Annotated in this window: 9 protein-coding genes and 1 tRNA gene; 2 read left to right on the forward strand and 8 right to left on the reverse strand. The window is 40.5% G+C overall.

Translation table 11 applies throughout. The features are described 5' to 3' along the window. Positions 1-35: 35 nt before the first annotated feature. Complete coding sequence (locus FJR11_RS12665; protein WP_168504109.1) at positions 36-530, reverse strand: DUF427 domain-containing protein; 495 nt, start codon at positions 528-530, stop codon at positions 36-38. A 65-nt stretch (positions 531-595) separates the two neighbouring features. Continuing rightward, positions 596-2,509 carry a sulfite reductase, ferredoxin dependent gene (sir, locus tag FJR11_RS12670; protein WP_168504111.1) on the reverse strand — a complete coding sequence of 638 codons (1,914 nt, stop codon included), beginning with the start codon at positions 2,507-2,509 and terminating at the stop codon, positions 596-598. A gap of 194 nt (positions 2,510-2,703) precedes the next feature. On the opposite strand from sir, the gene FJR11_RS12680 reads away from it, so the two are divergent. Beyond that, on the forward strand, positions 2,704-3,639 hold the full coding sequence (locus FJR11_RS12680) for an ADP-ribosylglycohydrolase family protein (protein WP_168504113.1): 936 nt from the start codon (positions 2,704-2,706) through the stop codon (positions 3,637-3,639). 52 nt (positions 3,640-3,691) lie between these two features. On the opposite strand, the gene FJR11_RS12685 is transcribed toward FJR11_RS12680, so the two are convergent. From FJR11_RS12685 to FJR11_RS12695, 3 genes are all read right to left on the reverse strand, one after another. Next, positions 3,692-4,702 carry a transposase gene (locus tag FJR11_RS12685; protein ID WP_371417518.1) on the reverse strand — a complete coding sequence of 337 codons (1,011 nt, stop codon included), beginning with the start codon at positions 4,700-4,702 and terminating at the stop codon, positions 3,692-3,694. 18 nt (positions 4,703-4,720) lie between these two features. Then, positions 4,721-5,572: a hypothetical protein gene (locus FJR11_RS12690; RefSeq protein WP_168504115.1), complete on the reverse strand. Its 852-nt coding sequence runs from the start codon at positions 5,570-5,572 to the stop codon at positions 4,721-4,723. Between the two features lie 142 nt (positions 5,573-5,714). Then, positions 5,715-6,377, reverse strand: coding sequence for an Npun_F0813 family protein (locus FJR11_RS12695; protein WP_168504117.1), 663 nt, complete (start codon positions 6,375-6,377; stop codon positions 5,715-5,717). A 356-nt stretch (positions 6,378-6,733) separates the two neighbouring features. Here FJR11_RS12695 and FJR11_RS12700 point away from each other — a divergent pair. Next, a tRNA-Arg gene (locus tag FJR11_RS12700) sits at positions 6,734-6,807 on the forward strand. Between the two features lie 111 nt (positions 6,808-6,918). On the opposite strand, the gene FJR11_RS12705 is transcribed toward FJR11_RS12700, so the two are convergent. From FJR11_RS12705 to FJR11_RS12715, 3 genes are all read right to left on the reverse strand, one after another. Beyond that, on the reverse strand, positions 6,919-8,772 hold the full coding sequence (locus FJR11_RS12705) for a serine/threonine-protein kinase (RefSeq protein WP_168504119.1): 1,854 nt from the start codon (positions 8,770-8,772) through the stop codon (positions 6,919-6,921). A gap of 208 nt (positions 8,773-8,980) precedes the next feature. Then, positions 8,981-10,888 (reverse strand): 1-deoxy-D-xylulose-5-phosphate synthase, encoded by a 1,908-nt coding sequence (gene dxs / locus FJR11_RS12710; RefSeq protein ID WP_168504121.1) that lies wholly within the window; start codon positions 10,886-10,888, stop codon positions 8,981-8,983. Positions 10,889-11,059: 171 nt separating this feature from the next. Further along, entirely contained in the window at positions 11,060-12,370 is a 1,311-nt protein-coding gene (locus FJR11_RS12715; RefSeq protein WP_168504123.1) for a hemolysin family protein, read from the reverse strand. Positions 12,371-12,613: the final 243 nt, after the last annotated feature.

Here is a 12,613-nt window from a genome sequence, read left to right on the forward strand (position 1 = left end):
TCCAATCAGGTTGTTGATAAGTTTAATTTCATTATTTACCATCCCCATGTTCCTGGTTCACCTTTAAATGGTCCTACAATATCGGTAGTAATCCATCCTCCATAAAAATCACCTGTTTGCGCTTTAACTAACTCATCATTCACATAGCAACCATCCATTAAACTGGCATAAAAGCTGTAATATTCTTGAATTGAGCTAAAATTAGGACTAGGCTGAATATATTGCCAAGCAGCATTATGTACATATTTATCTCCTACTGAAATATCATAATATTGACACCAACCTTTCCATTCACACCAAGTTTTTTTAGGAGTTGCTATTAAATATTCTAATTTAATATCTTCAGCGGGGATATAATAACCAGGAGGATGGCTAGTTTCTAAAACTCTTTTAGCTTGATGTGTTTGGGCTAAAACAATACCGTTAAAAATGATTTTCAGATGTTTATTAGTATCTTCTAAAATCGCTGGACGGGGATAATCCCAAACTGATTCTTGTCCTGGTTGTGGAGTAATAGGATTTGGTTTCATGATTAATAATTTTCTCTTTCTTTGCAAATAAGGTGGGCATTGCCCACCCTACATTAAGTCTTTATTTAAAGACCTTGAAAATAGGTTTCTAAAGCCTCATGCACCAAATCAGTCATCGGCCGTTCTTGCTTTTCAGCCGCTTCCTTGAGTTGCGCGTAAAAATCATCCCGCAGACTGACGCGATGACGGGATTTACCGCTACTGGTAGGATCTCCTGGGGTGTAGTCAGCCACAAATTCCCTAATCGCATCAAAACCCAATCTGTCGCAAAAATCCCCAAAACTTTCTTTCGGTGTGCGTGACTTTTTAAAGAAGACAAAAATCGGTTCTAGGAAACTTTCAATCTCATCGTGGTGCAGTTTTTCCACAAAAGGTTGCGCTAACCGGGTTTGATGTGGTGAACCACCTAACCACACTTGATAAGATTCCGCAGCACTACCTACTAAACCCAATTCTGCCATATAGGGACGAGCGCAACCGTTAGGGCAACCGGTCATCCTCACCACAAAATGCTGACTTTGTAACCCCAATTTATCTAATAAAGCCCGAATCCGTTCTAAAATTCCGGGAATGGCTCGTTCTGATTCTGTGATTGCTAAACCGCAGGTAGGTAAAGCCGGACAAGCCATAGCGTAGCGGGTTAATGCTGCTATTTGCTCAGGATCAGCAACAACACCGCATTTATCGAGAATCTCTTGAATTGCCTCTTTGTCTTCCGGTGCAATATCGTAAAATAGCAGGTTTTGATTACCTGTGAGGCGAATGGGAAGATTAAATTGCTCAACAATTGTCCGCAAAGCAGTTTTTAGTTGGAATGTTCCGTCATCTTTAACACGACCGTTATCAATGGAAATACCCAAAAAGAGTTTACCATCGCCTTGTTCATTCCAGCCCAGGAAGTCTTTATATTTAAACTGGATCAGGGGTTTAAAAGGTTCGAGTGGTTTGCCAAGGTATTCTTCTACTTGGGTGCGGAATTTGTCTACACCCCAATCATTAATTAAGTATTTTAACCTAGCGTGTCGTCTGTCGGTGCGATCGCCATAATCTCGTTGTGTCGCTACTATAGCTTTCACAAGATTATATACATCAGCTTTAGCCACATAACCAATGGGATCAGCGGCTCTAGCAAAGGTTTCTTCTTTATTATGGGTTCTCCCCAAACCACCACCAGCAAAAATATTAAATCCTGCTAATGCGCCTTTTTTATTGGTAATTACTACCAACGTTAAATCTTGGGAATACAGATCAACGGAATTATCACCGGGAACTGTGACGCAAACTTTAAATTTGCGGGGCATATAGTGAGTTCCATAGATGGGTTCTACGGAATCATGAACAATAGTACCATTACCGTTAGTTTGTCGCGCTGCTTTGACATCTGGATGTTCTTGGGCGCTGACGGCTTTTTCCCCATCTAACCAAATTTCATAATAAGCACCGGTTTGGGGAGAAAGTAAATCAGCGATATTTTGGGCATATTCCCAAGCATACTGATATTCTGAGCGATTTTTAAAGGGGGCTGGGGGAGCCATGACGTTGCGGTTAATGTCACCACAAGCACCCAAGGTTGAACCGAGATTTTGGACAATTGTAGCGATCGCCGCTTTGAGGTTCTTTTTGAGGATACCATGTAACTGAAAGCCTTGGCGAGTAGTAGCTCTAAGGGTATGATTACCATATTCATCAGCCAGTTTATCCAAAGCCAAATAAAGCTCAGGGGGTACTAACCCACCGGGGTTTTTTGTCCGCAGCATCATTTGGTAATCTTTTTCCTGTCCCTTGACGCGGTTATCACGGTTATCCTGTTGATAAGAACCGTGAAACTTGAGAATCTGAATTGCGTCTTCACTAAAATGGGTGGTGTCCTGGAGGATTTCTGTGGCTACAGGTTCACGCAAAAAATTACTATTTTCTTTGATACCTTCGACTTTGGAAGGCTTACGATTGGTCGCGGGGGAAGTAGCAGAGTTAACCATTACGGTAGATACGTTTCTGAATAAGACGGTAGATGAAACTGAAGTTAAGCAATTAATAGCACTGACTTGGCTATTTAAACTACTTAAAATCGGTCGGAATTATGAATATTATTGTAATTCTAACATGATGAAAGGCCAGCTTTATTAATGATGTAGCTGATCATTTTAGTTGATACTGAGATTAATATCTAATTATGTTAACTACTGCTAAAACACAATCTGGTTTAATGGGTGTATGTGTGGGTGATGCCTTGGGTGTACCTGTGGAATTTTCCAGTCGTGCTGAACGCATCAAGTCACCAGTTACAAAGATGTTGGGTTATGGAACATGGAATCAACCCCCCGGAACTTGGTCTGATGATAGTTCTTTAATGTTATGTTTAGCAGATTCTCTATGTAGTGGCTATGCTGTGGATGATCTAGCCAAATCATTCTGTCGCTGGTACAGGGAAAATTACTGGACTGCTCATGGTGACGTATTTGATATTGGCAATACGACATACCAAGCTATTATCAGGTTAGAAAAAGGTATTCCCCCTTTACAAGCAGGTGGTACTGGTGAAAACAGCAATGGTAATGGTTCATTAATGCGAATTTTGCCCATGGCCTATTTACATGAAACTTTAACTTTTCCCAATTTAATTACAAAAGTACATGAAGTTTCTTGTCTTACTCATGGCCATGTCCGTTCACAAATGGCCTGTGGGATTTATATTAGTATCGCTGTAGAATTACTGAAAGGGGCTGATTTACAAACGGCGTATTTACAGGGGTTAGAGAAAATTCAAGAAATTTATACTGATAGTGAATATATTGGTGAAAAATCCCATTTTCAGCGGGTTTTCAGCGGTAAAATTGCTGAATTAACCATAGAAAAAATTAATTCTGGTGGTTATGTAATTGACACCCTGGAGGCATCTATTTGGTGTGTATTGAATAGCTCATCTTACGCTGAATCAGTTCTCCAGGCTGTTAATTTAGGGGGAGATACGGATACTACGGCTGCGGTGACTGGTGGGTTAGCGGGAATTTATTATGGTGTGGAAAATATTCCCCCGGAGTGGGTTGAAAAAGTTGCTCGCCAACAGGACATTATTGATTTATCTAATCGTTTGGCAGCAATTTTATGAAGCGGCGGTTAGAGTAGTGAACTACTCCAACCAGTAAACACCCGCATTGCCTTTAGACTAAAGACAAAGAGTAGACTTGACCATCAATTAACAGTCGCGTAATGCCTTTAGCTTGTAAATGGCTACTAGCTTTATGGAGCATTTGACTATCGGGAACTTTGATGACGCGATCGCGCTTGGTAGAAAAGCGTTTAGCTACACGGTGGTTATCAAAAATCGGCAGAGTTTTCTGTTGATTTTCCAGACTAGGAATGAGACCTAAATCGCCAAAATCCTTGAGTGGCCGGGTAATTAACTCCGCAGAGCGATCAATTACCAAGTAACAGGTTTTCGGTAAATGAGCAACTGACAATGGTAAAACTTGAACAGATGCTTCCCCATTTCCCCGTCTAGTAACTAGGGGTTTGGGCGCTTCATAGTCTTCGTCCTCAAAGTCTTCCTCATCTTCATACAAATCATCATCCAAATCGTCATCGTCTAAATCATCAGGTTCGTCTAACAAATCTTCATCCAAGATTTCCGCAAACAAATTCGGCTGTGAATGCCGAGTTTCTACCTCTAACTTGGGTTTGGGGATAATTGGTATTTCTGTTGGCTTGTGTCTGACAATTTCTAATTCTTTGACAACCGGAGTTTCTTTAATAACGGGAAGCTTGGGTTGTTCCACTGCTGAGGAGCGTGTTTTCACCCGTCTATTAGCCGGAATCGGTTGGACAAAATCAGGCTCATAATCTGGTTCTGCTGCTATCTCAGGCTGTTCTAGTTCTAGCGGTGATAGCTCCTCACCACTGCTGACAGGGTTGGAAACTTCAACTTCTAATAGTGGTTGATTCAACAGCGGTAACTGCTCATAGCTTACCTGCGCTCTGCCTTCAGGGGTTCTAGCAGCGCGTTTTAAAGAGACGAGAAATTCATACTCTTCTTCTGGTAAGGTACTTTTGAGTAGTCGGCTAATGGTGGAATTGCTCACACCATAGCGTTCTGCTAAAGTCGAGGTTGTTTGGGCAGTTTCTCGATATAACTTGAGAATTTCTTGTTTGTCAGAATCTGTTAATTTTCTCACGGTAGACACCAAAATTTGTTAAGTTCGTTTGCGTCCACGGTCTCGGCGTTTCAGGCTTAAGGATGCGTCGTATTCTAGAACAGCACCCATACCGAATAACACTCCACTAAACACCCAGAATACTTCTAGTATGTCCCCACTTTGATAATTTTCCCCCTGTTGAGCGAATTGAAACCACATATCTGCAATGTAGAGCGAAAATGCGGCTGCGGCAATCATTCGCCAAGAGAGGGAAACTTTCCCTCCCCAAAAAGCCAGTAGCATAGTTGTGGCAATAATTAGTAACACCACATCACTAACTACGTAAAATAAATTGAGAATCAAGGCTATTTGCTCAGTTGATGCTTGCTGTTTTTGAGTAATTAACCAAGCCAACAAACTGCCTAATCCTCCAACTACTACCACAATTAGCCATTGCCATGCTTCTAGGTTAATTCGGCGAGAAAATAAAGCTAAGGCCATACCTGTACCCAGACATAAATATGTCAGGACGAAAAATACATCAGCTATAGATACATCTGGATCTTGTTTTAAGATGATTTCCATGTAGCCGAAAATTAGTCCACCTATAAAATAGGCAAACATTCCTAACCCGATTGAGAGCCAGACTTTTCGACTACTAACCATTTGGGTACTCCGCCAGTTCCTTAAGCATAAGAGACTTGCACCCAAATAAGCTATAGCTTCAAAAATATTTGTGCCAATCACATACCACTGGGCGCGGACTTCCGTGCCAGCGACGGGGATTTTAGCACTAAACAGCAAAAAGTATAACAATGCTAAAACAGACCAGCTAAGGCAGGCAAAAACAATGTTTTGAGTAGTTAGCAGGGACTTAGGACTAGATGAATTGTCGTAAGATTTACTCATAGGGATTAACTAGGTAAATGCTCTGAAAGTAATATTTTTTGGACGTTGAATCGTATATTTAACAGTTTTTACACTGTTGTGACACACAAGTGCCAGGGAACAGCAAGTATCAATTAATAGTTGTTTTTAGTCAATATCCACGCTAATGCCAAAGCTTATTAAGTGGAGATTTTTTTAACCAACTGATAAATAGTTCTTGCTCTTCTTCTGGCATATCTTGCAATCGCTCATCTAGTTGATGAGCAAAGTTGGTGTCACCAAAATATGTTTTTCCTAATTTGTGCAGTTCTTCTAAAAGAAGAATCACATGAGTTTCTTGCCAGGTTGGCATTTGGCTCATTTGTAACAAATCTTCTGTTAGGAAAGATTTTACTGCATCTGCGGAAGATATATCGGGAAATTGTTTTTGCTGTAATATCCCGGTGATATCTTTGGCAAATAGAGTTGCTTGACGATTACCTAATAAATCTTCGATATCCAGATAAACGGCTTGTAATAGTGTAATAGCACCTAATGTTAAAACATCAGTTTTACTATGATTGCCAGTATCATCACTGATCTGATCCAGCTTAACCTTTCCCCAGATAGTATAGCGTTCTGGTTCTTCTAATAAGACACAAGCTTTACCTCGGTTATCGGTGAGCGATTTCCAAAAAGTTTTAGCTTCTTCTTCTTCACTAGCCTTAAAAACCGTAATCAATCGAAAAGTCTGCCCCTGATAATAGAGAATCGGCACTTGCCGATCTTCTTTTTTCGGGTGCTGAATCATCGAAATTTCAACATCCTGCCGTTTGAGAATAAACATAGCACTAGCAAATAACTCCTCACATGGGCCTTGTTGATAAAGAATATGCAATGGTCTTCAGTAGCATTACGATAGAGTATAATTACTTAATAAGCTGGTAAAGAGCATTTGGCATTGACTGGATACTTGACTAATATAGGAATCTGGGTAGGTATCCATATTCATGGGCAACTACTCCTTGACATCACAAATATATCTGAATATCGGATCTATTTTGCTTCTTAGTGTACCTCGACTCACCAATGACTTGAACTTTATTACTGAAATTAGGAAATTTTTAATTTTCTATTGCCTATTTCGATAATTATCAGCTATAATGGTAAAGGTTTCAGTTCAAAAAACCAAATTCTTTTGATGGGTACGTAGCTCAGTTGGATAGAGCATCCGCCTTCTAAGCGGACGGTCACAGGTTCGAGTCCTGTCGTACCCATTTTGCTAGATCACGCTAAATGGTTGCAATTTCACATCCATAAGCCAACATAAAAAGAGCCGTCGGTGGGTTGTTAACAAGGATACTTTAAATCCGTATATTGTTTCGCTATTAACACTGTTTTGCATCTGCTGGATTCACAAAATCATGTAAATCAGCATCCCAAATACTAATATAGATAAAATCACAATTTTGTCGAACTATTTGACCTTTTACCCCACCCTTCCTAAAAATGAAATTATCTGTTTGTCGTTGTTGAACTTGTTCCAGTCCTTGTTTAATTTCTGCTGTAGCTTCTCCATTCAATAAACCATTCAGAGTTGTCTGCATAACTTCAGGTTCTACAGATGATGCAAAAGCTGCCTCCGTTTGTTTTAGCGTTCCAGTTTTCTTATCAAACAAGTAGCCTAAATCAATTTTATTAGGGACAACTTTATAAGTAACTGCGCGGGTATTATTCCACAATCCCCTTAAATCTTTCTTTTTACCTAGCGTTGCTTCTACACTACTTCTTGATGTACCTGTAGGAAAAGCTGGTACACTTTGCCTAATATTAGTAACTACTTGATCACGTCTTTCTTTGCTTTTTTTAGCTGGTTTTTCTTTAACATATGGAGATGCTTCTGTGGTGGGAACTACAGATGTTTGTTCCTGTTCATTTTTTATTTTATCTAGTGTTTCTTTAACATCTGAAGACGGTTCTGGTGTGGGAACTACAGATGTTTGTTCCTGTTCATTTTTTATTTCTGGTTGTGGAGTTGATTCTATTGAAGGAATCGGAGTATTTTCAGGAATTGACTCTGTAGGTTCAGATAATATTGAAGGAGTGGGAGATAAAGTTGCTTCAGAAATAGGAGTATTTGTAATTATTGGGGTTGGGGTTGGTGTTTCCGTGACGTTAGAATTAGTGGCAATAGAATTTGCAGTTTGTGGTTGGTTTATGCTAGAAATAGCTATCGCACCCATTAAACTTCCCACCATCACGCTACCAATAATAAACGCTGGTTTTTGCCAAATTTGATGATTATTGGAGGTTTTAATTACAGGATTTTGAGAAGGTGAAGATAGAGGTTGATTTGGTGCAGCAGGAGTGAGACGAATTGTAGCTGCTGTGGGAGGAATATGATTAACCTGTGAGGGAATAGAAGTGTCAGATTTTAAAGCATATAGCATTTTATTAGCAGTAGTAAAGCGATCGCCTGGACGAGGTTCAATCGCTTGAGTTAGTAGCATTACTAATTGGGGAGAAATCCCCCCTGCAAATTGTTGCCAAATAACCTGTCCCGTGTGAGGATGAGTTTCTAATTCTTGAGGATATTTACCCGTAAGTAAATAAATTACAGTTAAACCCAAACTATAAATATCAGTAGCATAAACCGGACGACCAATAGCTTGTTCACTAGGCATAAAACCAGGAGTCCCAATCACTAGAGACTGAGTAGGATTTCCAGCAGCATTAATAGTAGTCCGAATAGTTTCCTTAACCGCACCGAAATCAATTAAAACTGGTTTATTATCTATCTCCCGCAAAATAATATTATCTGGTTTAATATCTCGATGAATAATCCCTTTACTGTGAACATAATCCAACACAGACAGCAAACTTAAAAGAATTTCTCTAACAGTATTGTCCTGTAATTGTCCTTGAGATTGAATCACATGAGTCAAAGTTTGACCATGAACCCATTCTTGCACCAGATAAAATAGGCCATTTTCCGAGAAATAAGCATAAAGTTTGGGAATTTGGTCATTAGCTTCCCCCAAATACTCTAACGTCGCTGCTTCCCTCTCAAACCGTTGTTGAATTATTTGATAAATTTGAGGATCATTGCTGATAGGTTTAAGTTGTTTAATCACACAACGACGACGAGAAGGCATATAGGTATCTTCAGCGAGAAAAGTTTCACCAAAACCCCCAGCACCTAAAACCTGAATAACCTGATAACGATTGTTTAGCAACGTCATAATTTATGAAAAATTACTAATATATTTAATACCAACTTTATATGAGACTGCACAGAAAAATCATCATCCGTATTTATCTGCGTCTATCTGCGTTTATCTGCGTTCCATAATTCTGGAAATCTTAAGAACCAGGATAAACAGGATAAGAAAAAATCATTTAATCCTGAAAATCCTTAAATCCTGAAAATCCTGATTCTGACAATAAAAACTATTTAACAGCAGCTAATTCCTTTTTAAAGAAAGCTTGTAAAACAGTTTCTGCAATTTGAGGACTAGTCAAACCTAACTCAGCAAAAGATTGATCAGGGGTAGCATGATCTACCAGAATATCAGGAACACCAATCCGCTTCACAGGGACAACAATATCAGCATCAAGTAAAGCTTCAGCCACCGCAGAACCGAAACCACCCATTAAACAACCTTCTTCCAACGTGACAACCCGGCCAATTTGTTTAGCCAAAGGTAAAATCAAGTCAGTATCCAAAGGCTTAACAAAACGGGCATTAATTACAGTGGCTTCAATCCCATATTCGCTGAGAATTTCCGCCGCTTGCATTGCTGGGTAAACCATCGTACCATAGCCCAGAAGTAAGACATCGTCCCCTTGCCGGAGAATTTCCCCCTTACCGATTTCCAGAGATTCCCAACCTTCCTCCATTAAGGGGACACCGTGACCATTACCACGGGGGAAACGCATAGAAATGGGACCATCTGTGTAGTTAATCCCAGTCACAACCATCCGTTGTAATTCGGCTTCGTCTTTGGGAGCCATTACTACCATATTCGGAATGAAGCGCAGGTAAGCAATATCATACATACCTTGGTGAGTTGGTCCATCAGCACCAACAATCCCTGCCCGATCTAAACAGAAGAATACAGGGAGATTTTGAATGCAAACATCGTGAATAATTTGGTCAAAGGCGCGTTGTAAGAAAGTGGAATAAATAGCAGCAACAGGACGCATACCTTCGCAGGCCAAACCAGCAGCTAAAGTTACAGCGTGTTGTTCGGCAATTCCCACATCAATATACTGATTGGGGAGTTTAGCTTGTAGTTTATCTAAGCCTGTACCAGTAGCCATTGCGGCTGTGATACCGACGATTTTGGGATTTTGTTCCGCCAGTGTTACCAAGGTGTGAGAAAAGACCTTAGCGTAGGATGGAGGTTTGGGTTTACTGGAGGGAATCGCCTTACCAGTGGTTAAATTAAAGGGAGTTTGGGCATGGTAGCCGACTTGGTCTTTTTCCGCTATTTCATAGCCTTTACCCTTAGTTGTCACGACGTGAACCAAAACAGGGCCAGTAATTTGATGTGCTTGTTGGAATGTGGCAATTAATTCTTCTAGATTATGCCCATCAACTGGCCCCATGTAGGTAAAGCCCAATTCTTCAAAAACAGCCCCGACTTTGGGAACTGCTAACCGCTTCATACCTTCTTTGATGCGTTCCAGTTCTGGGGAAATTGATTCACCCACAAAAGGAAGATGTTTTAACTGTTCCTCAATTCCATCGGAGAGAAACTGCACCGGCGGACTCAACCGCATTTTATTGAGATAACGAGGAATCGCCCCCACATTGGGAGAAATGGACATCTCATTGTCATTGAGAACCACCAGCAGATTAGTTTTAGGCAGGTGTCCAGCATGGTTAATAGCTTCTAGCGCCATACCCCCAGTTAAAGCCCCATCACCAATGACAGCAACGGTTTTGAATTTTTCCCCTTTTAAGTCGCGGGCTAAAGCCATTCCCAGGGCGGCGGAAATGCTCGTGGAAGCGTGTCCCGCACCAAAATGATCAAATTTGTTCTCGCCGCGTTTGAGATAACCTGCAACGCCGTCTTTTTGGCGGAGAGTGTCGAAGTTACTGTAGCGTCCGGTAATTAATTTGTGAGGATAGGCTTGATGTCCAACATCCCATGTGACTTTATCCCGATCTAAATCTAAGGTTTGGTAAAGCCCTAGGGTTAATTCGACAACGCCCAAACCAGGACCCAAATGCCCTCCAAAGGCTGCTACGGTTTGTAAGTGCTTCTCACGAATTTGCCGGGCAATTTGTTCCAACTGCCGAATTGACAAACCATGCAACTGGTTAGGATGGGTAATTTCACTCAAGTGCATATGATCAGCTTTTCCTCTGTTAAGTCTTTTTTTGCCATGATTTGATTTTCCCACTTCAGTGGCCTTCTAAAATCTGACTGTTATTAATTGTTGTTGTATAACTATAACTTTTGTGGCTTTTTAGTAGCTATGTATCTATATTTACCCAATAGGCAATAGGGAACAAAATTTTTACCCATTACCCATTACCCTAGGTACAACTAGCACCTTATCAACACGATTTCCATCCATATCCATGACTTCAAATCGCATACCATCCCTTTCAAAATGATCTGCGGCTGCGGGAATTCGTCCTAAATGGGTGATGACAAAACCGCCTAATGTTTGATAATTTCCTCTTTCTTCATGTTCCAATTCTTCGAGATCAAATAGTTCTAAAAACTCTTCTATTCCTAACATTCCATCTACTAACCAAGAACCATCTTCCCGTTGTACTGCTTGGGGTTCTTCTTGTCCTGGTTCTGCGGGAACATCACCGACGATTTCACTCATGATGTCATTAAGGGTGACTAAGCCTTGAATTACGCCATATTCATCTACGACTAAGGCCATGTGTGTGACGGTTTGTTTAAATAATTCCAAAACTTTTAACCCACGGGTACTTTCAGGGACAAATACGGGTTGACGTAATCCTATAGTTAAGTCTAAGGGTTCATTGCGTAAACTTCTCGCTAATAAGTCGGTGACAGGAATAATCCCCAAGACATTATCTAATCCTTCTTGACAAATTGGATAGCGAGAATAGCCGCTTTCCACCATTTTGTGGCGGTTTTCTTCAGGAGAGTCGTCTAAGTCTAACCAAACTATATCAGGACGGGGTGTCATGAAAGAGGTGACGGTGCGATCGCCTAACCGGAAAACTCTTTCTACCATATCCTGTTCGGCTTCTTCAAATGTCCCTGCTTCTGTCCCTTGTTCTATGAGAATTTTAATTTCTTCTTCTGTAACTTGCGGTTCAGCAGAAGGTGTAATTCCCAATATTCGCAATACTAAATCAGTTGATGCACTCAAAAGATAAACTATGGGTGAGGCTATTCTTGCTAAAGCCCCCATGGGTATAGCTACTGAAGCGGCAATTTTTTCGGGGTTATTTAAAGCCAGGCGCTTGGGGACAAGTTCACCGACAATCAGGGAAAAGTACGTAATGAGTAGGACTACTACTCCAAAGGCGATCGCATTACTATAATTTGCTAAAATTGGGACTAGCTTGATATAGTCTTCCAGTCTTTTAGCAATGGTAGCACCACCGAAAACACCATTGAGAATATTGATGAGTGTAATCCCCACCTGGACAATAGACAAAAAATGGTTAGGCGATTCTGCGAGTTTTAATGCAGCCCTGGCGTTGATATCTCCTTGATTGGCTAATTGCTGTAGTCTGACTTTTCGGGCTGAAACTACAGCCATTTCCGACATGGAAAAGACACCGTTGGCGAAAATTAGGACTAAAATCGTTAAAATTTCAAACGTGAAGGAAGACATTTTTAAAATTGCTGGTATAAAGAGTAAAAGTATACACGGGATGAGAAATCCAGTTTATTTAGGGCTTGCTGATAAGTAGTCGGACAAAATTAAATTCACTCGTTGGGAGAGGGAACAGGGAACAGGGAACAGAAAAATCAATTGTGTAATTAATTCTGTCCCATTACTTATCTCCTTCTAATTCTTATCTCCTTCTAATTCTTATCTCCTTCTAATTCTTATCTCCTTCTAATTCTTATCTCC

The sequence above is a fragment of the Anabaena sp. UHCC 0187 genome (genome assembly GCF_009712035.1).
Lineage (GTDB): Bacteria > Cyanobacteriota > Cyanobacteriia > Cyanobacteriales > Nostocaceae > Dolichospermum.